Below are 20,659 nucleotides of genomic sequence, written 5' to 3'. Positions count from 1 at the left end.
ACAGTCGCGGTGGCTGGCCAGACTGGTCCTTCTCCGACCGGCCGGTCGGAGGTGGTGAGCGAGGGGGAGCACGGGCATGGGCGTTTCGTCGTACCGCGGCATGTGTGGCCTCGCCGCCGAGCACCCCGGAGGCCCGGACCTCCTCGCGGGAGTCGCCAGACCGGCGCCGCACGGCGAGGCCGGCGCCCTCCGCCGCGACGTCGGGGCGTGGCTGGTGGCGAGCGGGGTGCTCGGCGGTGACGTCCAAGGGTTCCTGGCACAGGGCCACCTGGACCTGGTGGCGGAGGCGTGGGGCGACGTCCCCCGGGGGCCGCGGCTGGTCGCGGCGGCGAAATGGCTGGTGCTCACCTGGATCCTCGACGACCGCTTCGACGACCAGTGGATCGGCCGGCCCGTCACGGCGGCCCGGCGGACCGTCCGGGCGCTCACGGACGTCCTGGACGGCGGTTCGGGCGTCGACTCGGACAGCGTTCCGGGCGGCGGCTCGGACGGCGTTCCGGACGGCGTTCCGGGCGGTGGCCTGGATGGTGCCTCGGACGGCGGCTGGGATGGCATCGAGCCGCCCGGCGACGCACTCGTCGAGGCGTTCGCGGTGCTGTGGCGGGAGACGGTCGAGCTGACGCCGCCGCAGTGGCGGGCGCGCTACGCGGCGTACTTCCGCGCGTACCTGGACACCTCGCTCGGCTACCTCGACGAGGCCTCGCTCCGCGACACCGCCTTCCGCGACACCGCCTTCCGCGACACCGCCTTCCGCGACGCGCCCTTCCGCGACACCCCCTTCCACGACCTCGGGGCCGGCGCCGTGCAGACCGTCCCCGAGTACCTGCGCCGACGGGACCAGGACGGCGCCGTGTCGTGCGCGGCGGGTTGGATCGAACTCGCCCACGGCCTGGACCTCGCCGACGAGGTGTTCCGGCACCCGAGGGTGGCGGACCTGCTGATGCGCTTCAACCACGTCGTCTGCTGGGTCAACGACCTCTACTCCGCCGAGGGGGAGTCCGCGGCCGGGAACGGCAAGAACCTGCTGCGCTCGTTCACCGTCCACGAGGGCCTGGCCCCCCAAGAGGCGTCGGACCGGCTCGGGGCGCTGTGCGAGGCCGAGTCGACGACGCTGGAGTTCCTGGCGGACGGCATCGCCCGCGACCCGTCGTCGCCCGGCGAGGTCCGGGCCTTCGCCCTCGGGCTGGTCCGCTTCACCCGCGCGCTCATCCACTGGACGGCGACGGCCGCCCGCTACCGTACGGAGTCACCGCGATGATCCCCCGTCCGCCCGGCGGTCTGCCGCTGCTCGGGCACCTGGTGCCGTTCCTGCGCGACCCGCTGGCGTTCCTGCGTTCCCTGCCCCGGTACGGCGGCCTCGTCCAGATCAGACTGGGGCCGGTCTCGGCGGTGGTGGTCTGCGACCTGGAGCTGACCCGGCACGTCCTGCGCGAGGACCGGGTCTTCGACAAGGGCGGGTTCCTGTTCGAACGGGTCCGCGACTTCGCCGGCAACGGCCTGGTGACCTGCCCCCACGCCGACCACCGCCGCCAGCGCCGCTACGTCCAGCCCGCCTTCCGCGCCGACCGGATCGCGCGGTACACGGAGGTGATGGCCCGGGAGGCCCGACGGCTGGCCGGGTCCTGGAGCGACGGGCAGGAGGTCGACATCACCGCCGAGTTGAGTCTGGCCGCCGGGCGCAGCCTGGTCTCGACCCTGTTCACCCGGCTGCCGTTCACCGGCCTCCAGGAGACCGTCGACGACTTCGTCCTGCTCATCGGCGGCTCCTACCGGCGCATGCTGCTGCCCCACCGGCTCAACCGGATCCCGCTGCCGGCCAACCGCCGCTACGACGCCGCCCGCACCCGGCTGGTGCGCCTGGTCGACGAGGTCGTCACCGCCTACCGCGCGGATCCGGAGGACCGGGGCGACCTGGTGTCGACGCTGGTGGCCGCCGACGCGGGCGGGCAGGCGCTCTCCAACGCGGAGGTCACCGACCAGGTGATGACGATCTTCGCCGCCGGCTTCGACACCATCGCCAACTCCACCGTGTGGGCCCTGCACCTGCTCGCCCAGCACCCGGACATCGCCGACCGGGTCCGGGCCGAGGTGGACGCGGCCCGCGTGGACGCGACCGGGGTGAACGTAGCCGAGGCGGACGTGGCCGAGGCCGACGCCACCACGGCGGCCGGCGCGTCAGCGAGCGTGGACGGCACGTCGGCGAGCGTGGACGGGCTGGAGCTCACCACCCGGGTCGTCCGCGAGGCCGTCCGGCTGTACTCCCCGGGCTGGCTGCTCACCCGCGTCACCACCACCGACACCGAACTCGGCGCGCACCGCCTGCCCGAGGGCACCTCGGTCATCTACAGCCCCTACCTGCTCCACCGCCAGCCCGCCCTGTTCCCCGAGCCCGACCGCTTCGACCCCGAGCGGTGGGTGGGCGTCCACCCGCAGCGCGGCCCGTTCATCGGCTTCGGCGCGGGACCGCGCCGCTGCGTCGGCGAGCAGTTCGGCATGACCGAGTCCGTCCTGCTGCTCGCCACGATCATGCAGGCCTGGCACCTGGAGCACGTCCCAGGCCGGACCGTCCGCGAACTGCCGCTCGCCACGCTGCGCCCCGGCCCGGTGTGGATGCGCGCGACCCGCCGTGACGGCCTCGTCCGCACCGGGGCCGCCGGGTGAGCACGGCCCTCGTCCTCGGCGGCGGCCTGGCCGGCACGCTGGCCGCCGCCGCCCTGGCGCCGCACGCCCGGAGCGTCACCGTTCTCGAACAGGACGTCCTGCCCGTCCTGCCCGGCCCGCGCCGGGGCCTGCCGCAGGGCGAGTTCAGCCACATCCTGCTCGGCGGCGGCGCGGACGCCGTCGAGGAGGTCCTGCCCGGAACGCTCGACGCCCTGCTCGCCGCCGGCGCCCACTACCGCTCGATCCCCGCCGGCCTGCTGATGCGCCTCGGGCCGGGCTGGCTCCAGGGCTTCGACTCGCCGGCCTACCTGATCGCGTGCAGCCGGCACCTGCTCGACCACGTCGTCCGGCGGCGGCTGCGCGAGCAGGCGAACGTGACGGTCCGCGAACGCACCTCCGTCCTCGGTCTGGTGGGCGGCCCGGGCCGGATCGTCGGGGTCCACATCGAGAACCCGGACGGCTCGCGGGAGACCCTGCGGGCCGACCTGGTCGTCGACGCGACCGGCCGCCGTTCCCGCGCCCCGGAGTGGCTGCGCGCCCTGGGGGTCGAGGGACTGTGCGAGGAGACGGTGGACGCCGGACTCGCCTACGCCGCCCGGGTGTTCGAGACGCCGGGCGGAAACGAGGGCTTCCCGGTGGTGAGCATCGTGCCCGTCCCGGGGCGCGGCCGGCCCGGTCGGGGCGCCACCATCATCCCGATCGAGGACGGGCGCTGGATCGTCACGCTCTCCGGCACCCGTGGCGGCGAACCCGCGCGGGGCGAGCGGGAGTTCCACGACTTCCTGAAGGCGCTGGACCACCCGGTCGTCCACGACCTCGCCCGCGCCGCCCGCCCGCTCGGCCCGATCCGCACCTGCCACGGGACGCTGAACCGCCGGCGCCGCTACGAGTGCTACGAGGGCGGCCAGCTGGCCGGGTTCGCCGCCACCGGCGACGCGGTGGCGGCGCTGAACCCGGTGTACGGGCACGGCATGACAGTCGCCGCCCAGTGTGCCGCCGCCATCCGCGCCGCCGTCGACAGCGAAGGCCTGCACCCGGGGGTGAGCGCACTGATCCAGCGGCGGATCGCCAGGGTCGTCGACACGCCCTGGGACATGGCCAAGGACCAGGACGAGGGCTTCCCGGACGCGCTTTCGAGCCACCCCGCCACCGCTGCCGGGCCCGCCGCCGTGTTCACCCGCTGGTACACCCGCCGGGTGCTGGGCGCAGCCCTCACCGACCCCGCCGTCTCGGCCGCCTACTTCGAGGTGTTCTCCCTCGCCGCCAGACCCGCCCGGCTGGCCAGACCCGCGGTGGCCCTCGGCGCACTGCGACCCCGGCGCGCCCACCCGCCGACCGCCGGCCAGGCGATCGCCCGCTTCCCGGGGGTGGCCGCACTGGCCGGGCCCTACTGACCGGCCCGGACGGCCGGAACCGCCCAACCTCCCGTTCCCGCAATCCTGTTCACGCCGTTGCCGTCGAAGCCGCCCTCGAACGCCCAGGTCCTGTCCCACCAAGATCGGTCGGACAGGCCTGAGGTCCGTCCTCAGGTGGACCCCAGGGCGACCTGACGGCTTCGGTCACCGAGCCGCCGCGGCCATGGCCTCGCGAACGGTGATCAGGCATGGATCGCAGTAACGGTCCGGGCCCGCCGACTCCTCGACGCCCGCAGCCGGCGCGACGCGCTGGGCGGGTTCGAGGAAGCGTCCGCACAGGGACGTCGACGAGTCGTTCTTCGTCACCACGTGCCACACCACGGCCGGCGGTGACACCGCCGGGTCGTGCTCGGCCCACATCTCGTACACGGTAGCCTCCCGAATCGCTGGGGCCCGGTCACCCCATGCAACCCCCCTCCCCGGCGGTCGGCCACCGGACGGGGCCCGGTGGGATGGCGTGCGGACGGTCGGGGCGTGCGGGTGGCGGCTGTTCCCTTGTGGTGGTGGCCGGTTGCCCCTGGCGTTTCGGTGTCGCGCCAGTAACATGAGTTCCCCTCACGTTCACGTCAGGAGGCAGTCATGCCGGACCGCTACGACCTGCCGACGGGGTTCCGCTGGGGCGCCGCCACCGCCGCCTACCAGATCGAGGGGGCGGTGACGGAGGACGGCCGCGGGCCCTCCGTCTGGGACGTCTTCGCCGCCCGCCCCGGCGCCGTCCGCGACGGCCACACGGGTGCGGTGGCCTGCGACCACTACCACCGGTACCCCGAGGACATCGCGCTGATGAAGGACCTCGGGCTGGACGGCTACCGCTTCTCCATCTCCTGGCCCCGCGTGCTCCCCACCGGCGCGAGCACCGTCAACCCCGCCGGACTCGCCTTCTACGACCGCCTGGTGGACGCGTTGTTGGAGTCGGGCATCACCCCGCTCCCCACCCTCTTCCACTGGGACCTCCCGCAGGCCCTGGAAGACAACGGCGGCTGGCTGAACCGCGACACCGCCTACCGCTTCGCCGAGTACGCCACCGTCGTGGCCGACCGCCTCGGCGACCGCGTCCCCGCCTGGATCACCCTCAACGAGCCCTTCGTCCACACCGTCTTCGGCTACGCCCTCGGCACCCACGCCCCCGGCCGCACCCTGATGCTGGAGGCCCTCCCGGCCGCCCACCACCAACTCCTCGCCCACGGCCTGGCCGCGTCCCTGCTCCACGACCGCGGCCTGGAGGTGATGCTCTCCAACAACCTCACCCCGGTCCAGCCGGCCACCTCCTCCGACGCCGACCTCGCCGCCGCCGAGGCCTACGACGCCCTGCACAACCGCCTGTTCACCGACCCCGTCCTCCTCGGCCGCTACCCCGACCTCTCCGCCCTCGGCGTCCCCGACGACCTCTACGGCGCCCTCCACCCCGGCGACACCGACCTCATCCACACCCCCGGCCTCGACGGCCTCGGCCTCAACTTCTACAACCCCACCCGCATCGCCGCCCCCACCGAACCGGGCCTCCCCTTCACCCTCGTCGACATCCCCGACGTCCCCCACACCGCCTTCGGCTGGCCCGTCGTCCCCTCCGCGCTCACCCAACTCCTCGTCCACCTACGGGACTCGTACGGCAAAGCCCTCCCACCCATCACCATCACCGAGAACGGCTGCTCCGTCACCGAGTCCACCACCCCCGACCAACCCCGCATCGACTTCATGTCCGCCCACCTCGACGCCCTCGCCGCCGCCACCGCCGAAGGCCTCGACATCCGCGGCTACTACACCTGGTCCCTCCTCGACAACTACGAGTGGGCCGAGGGCTACCACCAGCGCTTCGGCCTCGTCCACGTCGACTTCGAGACCCAGCAACGCACCCCGAAGGCCTCCTACACCTGGTACCGCGACCTGATCGCCAGTCATCATGCGAAATTTGGACGTTAGTTGCGAGCTGCGCGAGGGGTGCGAGTCAGGATCGCGACTGGGAAGGAAGCGACTGGCGAAATGCGAACCCGTAGCCGAGTACCCCGCGCTCGGCGGTGATGACAGGGTGTCCGATAGGTCGGACGGTCTTCGCCAGCGGTTCGGCCGGGGGCCGCGGCGGCCCCCGGCCCGTCGATCGCGCCCGTCCCGGCTCCGAGTATCGTCTGATCCTTGACGGCAATGGGAACTCCGCCCGCCTCCGCGCGCCGTCACTTGTCCTCACCACCCGTGCCATCGGGTGACTACGAACGGTGAGGATGCCGGTCGACCGACACACCAGGGAGGGCCCGGATGGCGGACAGCGAGCACGAGGACGGCGATGCGAACCCCTCGGAACTGCCGGCGCTGCGACTGAAGCTCTACGTCGAGTCGCTCCAGGTCCTGATGCCCGAGCGGCAGTTCAAGCTTCTGATGGACGTCCTGCGCGGCTATGCCGAGCTCGGCGGTGGGCGGATCGCGGTGAAGCTGGACGACGAGGAGCGGGAGCTGTTCACACCTGCGGTGCAGCGCGAACTGCTCGTTCTCCTCGGCCTGATCGGCGCCCTGACACCCGGACACGAGGACCGCGCCGACCGTGTGGTGGCCGACCTCGGCGACGGGGAGTGGGCCAAGGAGGTCATGTCGCTCGTACCGCTGGAGGTCGCCTCCGACCCGGCCCGACTGCGGGAAATGCGCGACCGGCTTGACGCCGCTGAGGGCCGGCGGGCGAGCGACCGCGCGACGGTCGAGGGAATCGCAGAGGCGAGCGGGATGGCGGGGACAGAAGAGACCGGGCCCTCCTGACTCTCGACGTCAGCGCGGTCGGCCGCATGATCCGTCCGCGTGTACCGCGGCCCGAACACCTACTCAGAACGAGCCAGTAGTGAGAGCGATACCCCAGGAATCCGAAGCAATCGCGAGCACGGGGGTTCGTGGCCCCGCGACCTACGACCTCGTGATCAGTCGCTGAATGGCGGGCTCGTCGTCGACCGCGCCGGTCTCACGCTGAAGTCTTGACCTCGGCCACGCTGAACCACCCTGGCCGCACCTCGACCAGCGGTGGTTTCAGCGACTCCACTGCGGACCGCAGGTCCTGCTCCGTGGGGTGGTGAGGCGCGGGCAAACTCCGGCCATAGCGGCGCAGCCGCCAGAGATCGAAGATCTCCCTGCCGTCGGCTGCGAAGTCCACGTCGATCTCGGTGCCGTTGTCGCTGATGAAGAGGCAGCCTGCTCCGTGGACCTGGTAGGAGTAGGTGCCGATTTCGCCGCGCGCGGCGATGCGCTACCGGGCGCCGTCGGCGGGTGTCTGTTGCCTGGCCCGGTAGGCGCGTTTTTTGACGAGGGCGCCGCAGGTCTTCATCGAGCACCAGCGGCGGGCGCCCGCGCGGGAGGTGTCGACGAAGGGGGCGCCGCAGTCGGGGTTCCCGCAGATGCGGACGCGGGTGCGGTGCTCCGATGCGCAGAGGGCGATCAGATCCCGGGCGACCATCGAGAGCACTGCCGCGAGTGCGTCGCCGTGCCAGCGCACGGTGGTCGCGTCGGGGGCGAGTTCGGGTGTCGAGGGGGGCTCGGCGGCGGCGCGGTTGACGAGCGCGATGTCCTCGGGCGAGGGCGGCGTGGCGTCCGCCAGGGCGCGGCCGGTCCGCTGGATCGCCTCACGCAGCTGCCTGGCGCGGCCGAGGTCGGCCTCGGTGCAGGGCGGCGGCGCTGTCGTGCAGTCGCTTTCGACGGCCCAGCGGCTCAAGTCCTCGGGCCGGGCGAGCCGTTCGAAGGGCGTGTCCGCGCCGCGGTCGGCCAGGGTGCCGGCGAAGGCGAAGCACAGCCGCGCGTCGTCGAAGCGGAAGTCGGCCTTGGCGCGCTGGCGCCCCTCGCGGCTGTCGTCCATGTCCACCACTTTATGCGGTTGACATGGTTCCGGGCAAGCGGCTAGCTTCAAAGTCCACCACTTGAACCGGTGGACTTCAGGCGGTTGCTCCCCGCTCCCGTCGACTCCAAGCACGAGGAGGCCGCGCCATGCGCGCCGCAGTCATCGAGGAACTCCACAAGCCGCTCGTCATCCGCGACGTGCCCGATCCCTCCTGCCCGCCGGACGGCGCGATCGTGCGCGTCGGGGCGAACGGGATCTGCCGGACCGACTGGGCCCTGTGGGCCGGGGAGTTCTGGACGGGCGGGCCGCGTGTCGAGGCCCCGTTCGTCCTCGGCCACGAGTTCGCCGGCACCGTCGTGGAGGTCGGCCGCGAGGTGCGGGGGTGGAAGGAGGGTGACCGCGTCATCTTCCCGATGAACCCCGGCGAGGGCGCGTGCGAGATGTGCCGCAGCGGCAATCAGCACGTCTGCGAGCACGTGGACTCGCTCGTACCCGGGGTGTCCTACTGGGGCGCCTTCGCCGAGTACGTCATGGTCCGCTTCGCCGACGTCAACCTGGTCGAAGTGCCGGAGGGCGTCGGCTTCGTGGACGTCGCCGCGCTGGCCTGCCGCTACATGACCGCCTTCCACGGCGTCGTCGACCAGGCGAAGGTCCGCGGCGGCGAATGGGTCGCGGTGTACGGCGCCGGGGGCGGCATGGGACTGTCGACGGTCGAGATCGCCGCGGCGACGGGCGCCAACGTCATCGCGATCGACATCACGGACGACAAGCTGGACGCCGCCCGCGCGCTCGGCGCCGTCCACACCGTCAACGCGGCGACCGATGACCCCGCCGAAGCGGTGAAGGCCCTCACCGGCGGCGGTGCGCACGTGTCGGTCGACGCCGTGGGCATCGCCGCCGCCTGCCGCAACTCCGTCCTCTCCCTGCGCACCCGCGGCCGCCACCTCCAGCTCGGACACACCACCGCCGCGGAACGGGGGGACGTCGCGCTGCCGGTCGACGTCATGATGGTCAAGGAGCTGGAGTTCCTGAGCGCCTTCGGCATGCAGGGCCAGCGCTTCGGCACGATGCTGAACATGATCGCCGCCGGCCGCCTCGACCCCGGCCGCATCGTCTCGCGCACCGTCGGCCTCCACGAGGCGAGCGAGGTCCTGGAGTCCCTGGAGACGTACGGACCCACCGGCGTGGTCGTCATCGACTCGTTCCGCCCCTGAAGCGTCTCCCCCAGACCCCCTCGAAACACCTCCCCCCGAAAGCAGGAACGGCCATGCCCGCATCCCGTCAACTGATGGACCAGGAACTGAGCCTGGCCCTCGACGCGGTCCCCATGACCCCCAACGGCGCGTTCGACCTGACGGACCTCGCCGCAACGCGCGCGGCGTTCCGCGCCCAGGCCGAGGCCGCCGCCGACGCCCAGCCAGGCGACCCGTCGGTCACCATCGAGACGCACCTCGCGCGCCGAACGGACGGCCCCGACGTACCGATCCGCCTTCTGCGCCCCACCGGAGCGCCCGGACCTCTGCCGGTCCTGCTCTGGTTCCACGGTGGCGGACAGGTCCTCGGCTTCGCCGCCCAGGACGACCCGTGGCTCACCCGGCTGGGCGCGAGCCTCGGCTGCGCCGTCGCCGTGGTCGACTACCGGCTCGCCCCCGAGACACCCGCTCCCGGCGCCGCCGAGGACGGCTTCACCGCCTACCAGTGGCTCGGCCGCGAGGCGGACGCCCTGGGCCTGGACGGCACCCGCATCGGCATCGCGGGCCAGAGCGGCGGCGGAGGCGTCGCGGCGGCCACGACCCTCCTGATCCGCGACCGCGGCGGCGTGACACCCCTGTTCCAATCACTCACGTATCCGATGCTCGACGACCGCAACCGCACCGCATCGAGCCACGAGATCACCGACATCGGCATCTGGGACCGCTCGACCAACCTCCTCGCCTGGCAGGCGATCCTGGGCGACCGCGCCGGCACCGACGACGTCTGCCCCTACTCCGCCCCCTCCCGCACCACCGACCTCAGCGCCCTGCCACCCACCTTCATCACCGTCGGCGACCTCGACTGCTTCCGCGACGAGAACCTCGACTACGCCACCCGCCTGCGGGCCCACGGCGTCCCGGTCGAATTCCACCTCTACCCCGGCGCCTACCACGCCTTCGACCTCATCGCCCCCCACTCCCGACTCGCCACCACCTTCCACCAGACCTGGTCCAACTACCTCACCCGCCAGTTCCACACCTCCCCGTCCCCCGCCTGACATCCGCGCCGAGGACTGTTCGGTCGTGGAGGAGACGAGAGGAGACGAGAGGAGAGGAGACGAGAGGGAGGAGAGGAACGGTGAGGGGCGGCCGGCCGGCCGCGGGGCGGGTGAGCCGTTCGGTGCTGCGGCGGGACACGCTGCCACCTGCGCTTCGCCCCCATCAGCGTAGTGTGGCCCGCTCGTGACCGGGGTGCGGTGGATCATGGGTGTATGGCCAGAGACACGGGCCGCTCCTCCTGGCTGCCCCTGCGTCGATCGGGTAGCCGTCGTGAGCGGCGACACCCACGCTCAGCCCCGCGGGAGCAGTCGGCGCATCGCCTGTGGTCGGTGATGAGCATCCGGAGTGTCGCCGGTCAGATGTTCGTCCTGCAGGTGCTGATCGTGCTGTTGCTCGTGGTGACGGCCGTCGTCGTGCTGCTGGTCCAGTCCCGCAGCGACCGGTTCGAAGCGGCGCGCGGCCGCACGCTCGCCGCGGCCCAGGCGTTCGCCCACGGTCCCGGTTTGGTGGCGACGATGCAGGGCCCCGACCCCAGCGCGGTGCTCCAGCCGCTGACCGAAGCGGCCCGCACGGCTGCCGGGGTCGACTTCATCGTGGTGACCGACCGCAACGGCATCCGCTACACCCACCCCGATCCGGAGCTGATCGGCAAGATGTTCATCGGCACCATCGGGCCGTCGCTGCACGGCCAGGTCACCATCGAGGACGTGAACGGCCCACTCGGCTCCGAGTACCAGGTGGTCGTCCCGGTGGAGGACTCCCACGGGGCGGTCGTGGGCATCGTCTCGTCCGGGATGAAGGTCTCCAACGTGAGCAGCGCGTTCAACCGCCAGCTGCCGGTCGTCCTGGGCGTCGGCGCCTTGGCGCTGGGCCTGGCCACGGCCGGTACGGCGCTGGTGGGCAGGCGTCTGCTGCGGCAGACGCGCGGCCTGGGGCCGGAAGAGATGACCCGGATGTACGAGCACCACGACGCGGTGCTGCACGCGGTGCGCGAGGGCGTGGCCATCGTCAGCGGCGACGGCCGGGTCCTGCTCGCCAACGACGAGGCGCGCCGCCTGCTCGACCTGCCGCCCGATGTGGAGGGGCGTACCGTCGCCGACCTCGGCCTCGCCCCCCGCACGGCCGAACTGCTGCTCTCCGACCGTGCGGTCACCGACGAGGTGCTCCCCGTCGGAGACCGCCTGCTGGCCGTCAACAGCCGCCCCACCGACAGCGGGGGAGGACCGTCGGGCAGCGTCACCACCCTGCGCGACTCCACCGAACTGCGCGCCCTCGCGGGGAGGGCGGAGGTCGCCCGCAGCCGGCTCAGGCTGCTGTACGAAGCGAGCCTGGCCATCGGCACGACCCTGGACGTCCGGCGCACCGCGGAGGAGCTCGTCCGGACGGCCGCCCACGAATTCTGCGACTACGCCACTGTCGACCTCGCCGAAGCGGTCCTGGACGGCGAGGAACCACGGGTGCTGGTGGTCGATGCCCCGGTGGAGCTGCAGCGGGTGGCGCTCGCGGGCGCCCGGGACGATTCGCCGCTGTACCCCCGAGGGGAGCTGGTCAGGTGGGACCGGGGCACCCCGCAGGCGGCGGGTTTCGTCGGGGGGCGTCCCACGCTGGTCACCGAGCTGGCGACCGACGCCGGCTGGCGCATGCAGGACACCGAGCGTACGCAGGCGGTGCTGGAGTTCGGCCTGGCATCGCTGATCGCCGTTCCGCTGTCGGCACGGGGTGTGCTGATGGGCATCGCCTGCTTCTGGCGCAGCCGTGACAGAGGTCCCTTCGAGGAGGAGGACCTGTCCCTGGCCGAGGAGCTGGCCGCCCGGGCCGCCGTGTCCATCGACAACGCCCGCCGCTACACGCGCGAGCACATGATGGCCGTCACCCTTCAGCACAGCCTGTTGCCGCGCGCGCTGCCCGAGCAGAGCGCCCTCGACATCGCCTACCGCTACCTCCCCGCCCAGGCGGGGGTCGGCGGCGACTGGTTCGACGTCATCCCGTTGTCGGGCACCCGGGTCGCGCTCGTCGTCGGGGACGTGGTCGGCCACGGCCTGCACGCGGCCGCGACCATGGGCCGCCTGCGCACCGCGGTCCAGAACTTCTCCACCCTCGACCTGCCGCCGGACGAGCTCCTCGGGCACCTGGACGAACTGGTCGCCCACATCGACCAGGAGACGGCGGCAGCCGAGGGCGAGCTCGCGATCACCGGCGCCACCTGCCTCTACGCCATCTACGACCCCACCACCGCCACCTGCGCCCTGGCCCGGGCGGGCCACCCGCCGCCCGCCCTCGTCCACCCGGACGGCACGGTGGAGGTCCTCAGCCTTCCCGCCGGTCCGCCGCTCGGCCTGGGCGGGATGCCCTTCGAGGCCACGGAGGTACGGGTGCCCCAGGGCAGCAACCTGGTCCTCTACACCGACGGCCTCATCGAGGACCGCACCCGCGACATCGGTGTCGGCCTGGACGTCCTCACCGCCACCCTGGGCCGCGCCGACCGGTCGCCCCAGGAGGTCTGCGATGCCGTGCTCGACGCCCTGCTGCCCGTCCGCCAGACCGACGACATCGCCCTGCTCGTCGCCCGCACCCAGGTGCTGGCACCCGATCGGACCAGCGAGTGGGAAGTGGCCGCGACCCCCGAGGCCGTGGGCCGGGCGCGGGCCGAGGCGACCCGACAGCTCACCGAGTGGGGCCTTGAGGAGGCCGTGTTCGTCACCGAACTGGTGCTCAGCGAGCTGGTGACCAATGCCATTCGCCACGGGACCGAACCGATCAAGGTGCGGCTGCTGTACGACCGCACGCTGATCTGCGAGGTCGCCGACACCAGCAGCACCGCCCCGCACCTGCGCTACGCGGCCGCCGAGGACGAGGGTGGCCGCGGCCTGTTCCTCGTCGCCCGGCTCGCCGAGCGCTGGGGCGTGCGCTACACGCCCTGGGGAAAGATCATCTGGGCCGAGCAGTCGCTGCAGCCGAGTGCCTCGATGGCCTGGCCCATGCTCGAGTAGCCGGGGAAAGCCCATGCTCGGCAGGCCCGCAGCCGGGGCAGGCCCGTGGGGGTCGATCCGGGTCAGCCGGTGGTGAGCACCATCCGGAAGCGGGCCTTCCCGGCGAGCATCTTCTGGTACGCCTCCTCGGCGTGGTCCAGCGGCACGGTCTCGGTCATCGGGCGGATGCCGTGCAGGGCGCTGAACGCCATCGTGTCCTCCACGTCCTGCGCGGTGCCGGACGGATGGCCCCGGACGACGTTGGCACCCATGAGCAGTCCGGCCGGACTGATCGCCATCGGAGCTGCGTCCGCCCCGATCACCACCAGCTCCCCGCGCGGGGCCAGGCCGTCCAGCGTGGACGCGATGGCCTCGGAGTTCCCGGCAGTGGCCAGCACGGCCCTGGCGCCGCCGAAGGACTGCAGCGCCTCGGCGACCGGGGTGCCGGCGGTGCTGTCGACGTAGTGGTGGGCGCCCAGTTGCTCGGCGAAGCCGGCCTTCTCGGCTCCCCGGGCGATCGCCACCGTCTCGAAGCCCATCGCGACCGCGTACTGAACCCCGAGGTGCCCGAGCCCGCCGAGCCCGAGCACCGCGACCAGATCGCCGGGCCGGGCGGTGCTGCGCCGCAGCCCGTTGTACGTGGTCACGCCCGCGCAGGCCATCGGCCCGGCGTCGCCCGCCGCCAGTTCGTCGGGGATCCGGGCCAGTGCGTCGGCGGGCGCGATCACCTTCTCGGCGAAGCCCCCGTCATACGTCCATCCCGGGACCTTCAGGTTCCGGCACACGATGAAGTCGCCCTGGCGGCACGGCTTGCAGTGGCCGCAGCTGCCGCCGAACCAGCCGACCGCCACCCGGTCGCCGATCTGCCATCCACGGTCCCGAGTGTCTTCGCCGAACTCCTCGATGTGCCCGGCGATCTCGTGTCCGGGCACCACGGGGAACGACACACCCGGTAGCGCCGCGTTCACGAAGAGTGTGTCGGAGTGGCAGACGCCGCACGCCTCCACGGCGATCCTCACGTGGCCGGGTCCCGGCTGCGGCACCTCTCGCTCGGCCGGGTGGAGCGCACCGCCCGGGGCGGTCGCCTGTGCCACTCGATAGGTACTCATGATCAGCGCTCCTCCGGGAAGATGATCGGCGCTCCTCCGGGAAGTCGTCGCCGTACGTCGGCAGGCTGCTCAGGGGTCCATCCGGGGGGCCTTTCTTCACCATAAGGCCGTACGGGCCACTGCGCAGGGCAGTGGGAGCAGCAGGCCGAGGGCCACCAGCGGCCCCTCGGCCTCGTCCGTGTCGACTTCGTCCGAAATCACCGCTCACGCAAGTTTGTTGACACCTCGTTCTGCCGGAGCGGTCCTGCGGGAGCCCGAAGGGGCCCGGCCCCGCTGTGCTCGCCGCGCGGCCGGGTCCTCGGGGGGTGGTGGTCAGCTGAGGGTGCGGAGCGCGTCGGCGTCGTAGGGGCGCAGGTCGGCGTGGCGGCCGGAGAGGACCTTGGCGGCCCACTGCGGGTCCTGGAGGAGGGCGCGGCCGACGGCGACCAGGTCGAACTCGTCGCGCTCCAGCCGGTCGAGCAGGTTGTCGATGGCCTGGACCGGGGAGCCCTCGCCCCTGAAGGCTCCGACGAAGTCGCCGTCGAGGCCGACCGAGCCGACGGTGATGGCGGGCCGGCCGGTGAGCTTCTTGGTCCAGCCCGCCAGGTTGAGGTCCGAGCCGTCGAACTCGGGGACCCAGTAGCGGCGGGTCGAGGCGTGGAAGGCGTCGACGCCGGCCTCGGCGAGCGGGGTGAGGACCGCCTCCAGCTCCTGGGGGGTCTCGGCGAGACGGGCCTCGTAGTTCTCGGACTTCCACTGCGAGTAGCGGAAGATCACCGGGAATTCCGGGGAGACGGCCGCTCGCACCGCGGCGACGAGCTCGGCCGTGAACTTCGTCCGGGCCACCGGGTCGCCGCCGTAGGCGTCGGTGCGGCGGTTGGTGCCCGCCCACAGGAACTGGTCGAGCAGGTAGCCGTGGGCGCCGTGCAGCTCGACGCCGTCGAAGCCGATCCGCTCGGCGGCCGTGGCGGCCTCGGCGAACGCGCCGATGACGGCGTCCAGATCGGTCCGGGTCATCGCCCGGCCCGTTCCCTCGGTGCCGTCCAGCCGGATCCCGGACGGGCCGACGGCGGGCGCGTCGGCGAACGGCGGGTCGCCCTGCTGGCGCACCATGCCGATGTGCCAGAGCTGCGGCACGATGGTGCCGCCCGCCGCGTGGACGTCCTCGGCGACGCGGGCCCACCCGGCCAGCTGCTCCTCGCCGTGGAAGCGCGGGATGTCGTCACTCTGGCCGGCGGACTCGTGGCCGACGTACGTCCCCTCGGTGATGATCAGGCCGACGCCCGCGGCGGCCCGGCGGGCGTAGTACGAGCGCACGTCCTCGCCGGGCACGCCGCCCGGGGAGAACCTGCGCGTCATCGGCGCCATCGCGATGCGGTTGGGAACGGTCAGCCCGTTGAGCGTGACGGGCCGGGACAGGATTTCGGCCGCGCGGGAGGCTGCGGGCTCGGTGACGGTCATGGGATCCCTCGTGGGTACCGGTGGAGTGCGCCGGGGCGGAATTGGTTGCCTGTGCAAACAACCTGGGAGGCCCCCGCATTTCGCCGACTGCGCGAATCCTGCTGTGATCAGCGCCACTGTGCGCCGGCGGGGGCGGCCGTCCCGTCGCGCCCGGTTGTGGCCCAACCCGTCTGCTGCGGTGCGGACTTGGCGGCCGTCCGGGGCGGGAGGGCGGACCCTGGCTACAATCACGACGTGTTCGACGGCCTGAGGCCTTCCGCCGGCGCTCCGGACTCGTCCACGTCGACTTCGTGGCGCAGCGACTTCGCGGCGCGGTGACTTCGTGGCGCAGTGATTTCGCGGCGTAGCGACTTCGTGGCGCAGCGGCGCACCCCGAAGGCCTCCTACGCCTGGTACCGCGACCGATCGCCGACCGAAGGAGCTGACGATGACTCCACGACAGATCGCCGACGACTACGTGGCCCGGGTCGCCGCACACGATCCCGTCACCTCCACGTCCCTGGGCCTGGCTCCGGGCGACGACCGGATGCCCGACCTGTCGCCGGACGGCGTCGAGGAGACGGTCCGGCTCGCGCGGGAGGCGCTGGCGCGTCTGGACGCCGTCCCCGAGGCCGGGCCCGACGGGGATCCGGCGGAGCTCGTGTGCGCGCGGCTGCTGCGCGAGCGGCTCGACGCCGAGGTGCGGGTGCACGAGGCCGGCGAGAACTTCCGCGCCGTGCGGAACCTGCACACACCGGTGCACCAGCTCCGGGGCATCTTCACGATGATGCCCACCGCCACCGACGACGACTGGTCCCCGGTCCTGGGCCGACTGCGCAACCTGCCCGCCGCGCTGGACGGTTACCGTGCCACGCTGGCGGAGGGCGTCGCCCGCAAACTGCTCGCCGCGCCCCGCCAGGCCGACGTGCTGTGCGCGCAGCTCACCGCGTGGACCGGCGAGACGGCCGGGGGCCCCGGCTGGTTCGCCGAGTTCGTCGCCCCCGCGCCGCAGCGGCTCCGCCCCGAACTGGACACCGCCGCGAACGAGGCGACCGCCGCCGTGGCCGCGTTCCGGGACTGGCTCCGCGACAGCTACCGGTCCGCTGCGGAAGGCACGCCGGACGCCGTCGGCCGCGAGCGCTACCTGCTCGGGGCCCGCCGGTACACCGGCGCCGACCTGGACCTGGACGAGACCTACGACTGGGCCTGGGAGGAGTTCCACCGGGTCTGGGCCGAGCTGCGCACAGAGGCCGAACGGGTGCTGCCCGGCGCCACCGTCCAGGAAGCCCGGGCCCACCTGGACGAGCACGGACACACCGTGCACGGCGCCGAGCAGATGCGCGGCTGGCTGCAGCAGATCACGGACGACGCGATCGAGGCACTCGACGGGCGCCACTTCGACATCACCGGCCCGCTGCGCCGGGTCGAGACCAGGATCGCCCCGGCCGGCAGCGCCGCCGCGCCGTACTACAGCGGACCGAGCCTCGACTTCGCCCGCCCGGGCCGGACCTTCCTCCCGCCGGCCAACGGCGACGCGCAGGAGCGGTTCCGCACCTGGCGCCTGGTCAGCACCTGGTACCACGAGGGCGTCCCCGGGCACCATCTGCAGCTCGCCTCCTGGACCGCGGCGGCGGAGCAGCTGTCCCGCTACCAGGTCACCCTCGGCAAGATCAGCGCCAACGTGGAGGGCTGGGCCCTGTACGCGGAGCGGCTGATGGACGAGCTCGGCTTCCTCACCGATCCCGGACGCCGCCTCGGCTACCTCGGCAAGCAGATGATGCGCGTCGCCCGCGTCATCGTCGACCTCGGCATGCACCTGGAGAGCGTCATTCCGGCGGGCTCCCCGTTCCACCCGGGCGAGCGCTGGACCCCGGAGCTGGCCACCGCCTTCATGGCCGACTACGTCGGTCTGGCGCCCGCCCACCTGCACAGTGAGATCGTCCGCTACCTCGGCTGGCCCGGCCAGGCCATCGGCTACAAACTCGGCGAGCGCGCCTGGCTGGCCGGCCGCGAGGCGGCCCGCCGCCGGCTGGGCGCCGACTTCGACCTCAAGCACTGGCACATGAAGGCCCTGCGGCAGGGTTCCCTGGGCCTGGACGACCTGGAGGCAGCCCTGGCAGCGCTGTGACCGCCGGCTGACGGCCGGGTGACCGCCGTCGATCGAGACGGACGCCCGGGCGCCCCCGGCCCGGAGACTCCGCCGGGGCCGCGGGGCCGCTGGGCGGCCGGGGGTGTGGTCGGGAATCCGGGGCGGTCGGCGGTGCCTGGATGGAATCATGTGGACGCCCGGAGAGGGTGCCGCAGGGTCGAGTCGGGACAGGAGCCGTAGGTGGGAGAGAGGCAGCGCGCCGTCCGGAAGCCCAAGGTCGTGCTGGCGGACGGGGAGCGGCTCCATGCGGTCGCCCGCGCGGTCGTCGACGATCACCAGGGTGCTGTCGAGCACGTGCGCCAGGCCGCGGCCGGTCTGCGGGGCCAGCTGGTCCGCGACGAACTGGACGGCATTCCGGTGGCCCGGCTGAGGGATGTCACCGAGGGGCGTCTGCGCGTCGGCGCGTTGGAGGCCGCCGGGATCAGGACCGTGCGGCAGGTGGTGGACGCCACGCCCTACACGCTCCAACTGCTGCCCGGAATCGGAGCCCAGAGCGCTCTCCAGGCCATCGCCGCCGCCGGGCAGATCGCCCGGGCCGCCGAGCAGGCCGTGGCGATCCGGCTGGACGTCGACCACCAGGACGCGGCCGGCACCGCGCTGGTCGTCGCACTCCAACGGCTGGTCGCCGCCGGGCCCGATGCGAGACGGGCCAGGGAGCTGGCGGAGCGTGTCGCCGGCGAGGCCGCCGCCCTGATCGCCGCCGCCCAGCCGGCCCGGGGCGTTGTGAGAGGCCTGTTCGCCGGGCGGCAGCGCCGGCAGGAGGCGTTCGCCGCGGTCGACCGGTTGGACGCCCTGCTCGCGGAGGCGGAGGGCCGAGGAACGTCCATGCTCTTCGCCCAGGCCTCGGTGGACCTCCTCCGCCCACTGGCCACGGACATCGAGGCCTGGGCGGAGTTCGAAGTCCGCTCGGCCGAGTTCTACGGCGTCCTGGGCGAGTTCGCCGGATTCGGCTCCGACGGGCTCACCGCCTCCGAGGGCTTCCTCCCGGAGAGCCTGTCGGACCGGGTCCGGGCCGAGCCGCTGGACGACACCCGGTGCACGGTCCCGCTCCGTGGTTACCAGGCGTTCGGAGCCCGCTTCGCCCTCGCCCAGAAGCGGGTGATCATCGGCGATGAGATGGGCCTCGGGAAGACGATCCAGGCGATTGCCGCGCTCGCGCATCTGCGGGCGCACGGGAGCGCACACTTCCTCGTCGTCTGCCCGGCGAGCGTCCTCATCAACTGGATCAGGGAGATCGAGTCGCGCAGCACGTTGAGGGCGTTCCGATTCCACGGCCAGGAGCGGGAAGCGGCGCGCACCGAATGGCTCCGCAGCGGAGGTGTCGCCGTCGTGACCTTCGACGGACTGCGTCGCCTGGAGGTCCCGGAGGACGTCACGGTCGGCATGGTCGTGGTGGACGAGGCCCACTACGTCAAGAACCACAGCACGAAGCGCTCGCAGGCGGTGGCCGAGTGGACCGACCGCGTCGACCGCGTCCTGTTCCTCACCGGCACCCCGATGGAGAACCGGGTGGAGGAGTTCCGGAACCTGGTCCGCTATCTGCAGCCTGATCTTCTGCCCGGAATCCACAGCAGTTCGGCCGCCGCAGGGCCGACGTCGTTTCGCAAGGCAGTGGCACCGGCCTACCTGCGCCGCAACCAGCGGGACGTCCTGACGGAGCTCCCCGACGTCGTTCATGTCGACGAATGGGAGGAACTGTCGGCGTCCGATCTCGTCGCCTACCGTTCGGCGGTCGCCGAGGGGAACTTCATGGCCATGCGCCGTGCCGCGTACGCGGACCCGGAAGGGTCGGCGAAGCTGCTGCGGCTGATGGAGGTCGTCGACGAGGCTGCGGAGAACGGGTTGAAGGTCGTTGTCTTCTCGTTCTTCCGCGATGTCCTGCGGGTCGTCCAGGACGCTCTGGGGCAGCGTGCTTTCGGCCCGATCGACGGAGGCCTGGACGCTGTCCGACGGCAGGACGTCGTGGACGAGTTCGCCGCCGTGCAGGGCCATGCGGTGCTGCTGAGCCAGATCCAGGCCGGCGGTGTGGGACTGAACGTCCAGGCGGCGTCGGTCGTCATCCTCTGTGAGCCCCAGGTGAAGCCCACCATGGAGAGCCAGGCGATAGCCAGAGCCCATCGCATGGGCCAGGTCCGGCGTGTGCAGGTGCACCGCTTGCTGGCCGTGGACAGCGTCGACCAGCGGATGGTGGAGATCCTTCGCGCGAAGAGCCAGTTGTTCGACGACTACGCGCGCCGCAGTGACGTGGCCGAATCGACTCCTGAAGCGGTCGACGTCTCGGAGCAGTCGCTGGCCGCGCTGATCGTGGAGGAGGAACAACTGCGCCTCGCCCGGACGGCTGCCAACGGTGCTGCGACCTGACGTTGTGACCGGGGGCGTTGTGGCGGGTCGGTAGGGGTCGGGAGGGGCTGGCAGGGGCTCGCAGGGGTAGACCTGCGCGGTCCCGGGCTGGGCGTTTGTTTCGGGCACTGAATAGGGGGTACTGTCTCCCAGTCGCTCGGCAGGGAGCACCGGACACGCATCGGCGCGGACGGTCCCGGGGCGGCCAATCCTCTTGAAACACCACCTCCTGGTTCGAGCCGGGTCGCGTCTTGTCGCGGCTTGGTTCCTATTCGGCGTGCTCGTTTTATTGGATTGCGGCTGATTCGCTTTTCGGAGCAGGGGTCGGCTAGAGTTTGAAACGTCGGACGGGGCATAAAGCCGCAGAAGACACCAGCGAGTTGGATGAACGAAGCGCCGGAAACGGGGCGGAAAACATCTGGTAAGCTGGAAACACGAAAGAACAAAGCGCCCGGAGGGCCCGCTGGAAGGCGGTCCGAAGGAAGTGTCCGTTCCTTGAGAACTCAACAGCGTGCCAAAAGTCAACGCCAGATATGTTGA

The 20,659-nt window shown here is 72.3% G+C and carries 15 protein-coding genes; 10 read left to right on the top strand and 5 right to left on the bottom strand.

Features of this window, described 5'->3' with window-relative positions; all coding sequences use genetic code 11:
- Positions 1-76 precede the first annotated feature (76 nt).
- From ACFWPI_RS24420 to ACFWPI_RS24410, 3 genes are read left to right on the top strand one after another with little or no spacing between them, the layout of a single operon-like run.
- Positions 77-1,258, top strand: a complete 1,182-nt coding sequence (locus tag ACFWPI_RS24420) for a terpene synthase family protein (RefSeq protein ID WP_380371797.1) — start codon at positions 77-79, stop codon at positions 1,256-1,258.
- Positions 1,255-2,661 (top strand): cytochrome P450, encoded by a 1,407-nt coding sequence (locus ACFWPI_RS24415; RefSeq protein WP_380371794.1) that lies wholly within the window; start codon positions 1,255-1,257, stop codon positions 2,659-2,661. Before ACFWPI_RS24420 ends, ACFWPI_RS24415 begins: the two co-directional genes overlap by 4 nt.
- A complete protein-coding gene (locus ACFWPI_RS24410) occupies positions 2,658-4,055 on the top strand; it encodes an NAD(P)/FAD-dependent oxidoreductase (RefSeq protein ID WP_063350413.1) in 1,398 nt (465 codons plus the stop codon). The genes ACFWPI_RS24415 and ACFWPI_RS24410 overlap by 4 nt, the downstream gene beginning before the upstream one ends.
- A 165-nt stretch (positions 4,056-4,220) precedes the next feature.
- On the opposite strand, the gene ACFWPI_RS24405 is transcribed toward ACFWPI_RS24410, so the two are convergent.
- Entirely contained in the window at positions 4,221-4,445 is a 225-nt protein-coding gene (locus ACFWPI_RS24405; protein WP_363377142.1) for a hypothetical protein, read from the bottom strand.
- A 210-nt stretch (positions 4,446-4,655) separates the two neighbouring features.
- Between ACFWPI_RS24405 and ACFWPI_RS24400 the strand changes: the two genes are divergently transcribed.
- Together ACFWPI_RS24400 and ACFWPI_RS24395 are read left to right on the top strand one after the other, a co-directional pair.
- Entirely contained in the window at positions 4,656-5,996 is a 1,341-nt protein-coding gene (locus ACFWPI_RS24400) for a GH1 family beta-glucosidase (RefSeq protein WP_380371789.1), read from the top strand.
- Positions 5,997-6,326: 330 nt separating this feature from the next.
- Positions 6,327-6,818, top strand: coding sequence for a hypothetical protein (locus ACFWPI_RS24395; RefSeq protein WP_063350434.1), 492 nt, complete (start codon positions 6,327-6,329; stop codon positions 6,816-6,818).
- 196 nt (positions 6,819-7,014) lie between these two features.
- Here the strand turns inward: ACFWPI_RS24395 and ACFWPI_RS24390 are convergent, their stop codons facing one another.
- Positions 7,015-7,293 carry a DUF6896 domain-containing protein gene (locus ACFWPI_RS24390; protein WP_380371935.1) on the bottom strand — a complete coding sequence of 93 codons (279 nt, stop codon included), beginning with the start codon at positions 7,291-7,293 and terminating at the stop codon, positions 7,015-7,017.
- A gap of 3 nt (positions 7,294-7,296) precedes the next feature.
- Positions 7,297-7,899: a CGNR zinc finger domain-containing protein gene (locus tag ACFWPI_RS24385; RefSeq protein WP_380371786.1), complete on the bottom strand. Its 603-nt coding sequence runs from the start codon at positions 7,897-7,899 to the stop codon at positions 7,297-7,299.
- A gap of 128 nt (positions 7,900-8,027) precedes the next feature.
- Here ACFWPI_RS24385 and ACFWPI_RS24380 point away from each other — a divergent pair, with 128 nt between their 5' ends.
- From ACFWPI_RS24380 to ACFWPI_RS24370, 3 genes are all read left to right on the top strand, one after another.
- Entirely contained in the window at positions 8,028-9,095 is a 1,068-nt protein-coding gene (locus ACFWPI_RS24380) for an alcohol dehydrogenase catalytic domain-containing protein (RefSeq protein WP_380371784.1), read from the top strand.
- 53 nt (positions 9,096-9,148) lie between these two features.
- Complete coding sequence (locus tag ACFWPI_RS24375) at positions 9,149-10,132, top strand: alpha/beta hydrolase (protein WP_380371781.1); 984 nt, start codon at positions 9,149-9,151, stop codon at positions 10,130-10,132.
- A 333-nt stretch (positions 10,133-10,465) separates the two neighbouring features.
- Positions 10,466-13,123: a SpoIIE family protein phosphatase gene (locus tag ACFWPI_RS24370; RefSeq protein ID WP_380371778.1), complete on the top strand. Its 2,658-nt coding sequence runs from the start codon at positions 10,466-10,468 to the stop codon at positions 13,121-13,123.
- A 62-nt stretch (positions 13,124-13,185) separates the two neighbouring features.
- On the opposite strand, the gene ACFWPI_RS24365 is transcribed toward ACFWPI_RS24370, so the two are convergent.
- Both ACFWPI_RS24365 and ACFWPI_RS24360 read right to left on the bottom strand, forming a co-directional pair.
- On the bottom strand, positions 13,186-14,211 hold the full coding sequence (locus ACFWPI_RS24365) for an alcohol dehydrogenase catalytic domain-containing protein (RefSeq protein WP_380371775.1): 1,026 nt from the start codon (positions 14,209-14,211) through the stop codon (positions 13,186-13,188).
- 312 nt (positions 14,212-14,523) lie between these two features.
- On the bottom strand, positions 14,524-15,651 hold the full coding sequence (locus tag ACFWPI_RS24360) for an NADH:flavin oxidoreductase (protein ID WP_380371772.1): 1,128 nt from the start codon (positions 15,649-15,651) through the stop codon (positions 14,524-14,526).
- 427 nt (positions 15,652-16,078) lie between these two features.
- Here ACFWPI_RS24360 and ACFWPI_RS24355 point away from each other — a divergent pair, with 427 nt between their 5' ends.
- A complete protein-coding gene (locus ACFWPI_RS24355; RefSeq protein WP_380371769.1) occupies positions 16,079-17,758 on the top strand; it encodes a DUF885 domain-containing protein in 1,680 nt (559 codons plus the stop codon).
- Between the two features lie 201 nt (positions 17,759-17,959).
- Positions 17,960-20,140, top strand: a complete 2,181-nt coding sequence (locus ACFWPI_RS24350; protein WP_380371766.1) for a DEAD/DEAH box helicase — start codon at positions 17,960-17,962, stop codon at positions 20,138-20,140.
- Positions 20,141-20,659: the final 519 nt, after the last annotated feature.

The sequence above is a fragment of the Kitasatospora sp. NPDC058492 genome (assembly GCF_042720685.1).
Taxonomy (GTDB): Bacteria; Actinomycetota; Actinomycetes; order Streptomycetales; family Streptomycetaceae; genus Kitasatospora.
This window is presented reverse-complemented; position numbering and strand designations above follow the sequence as displayed.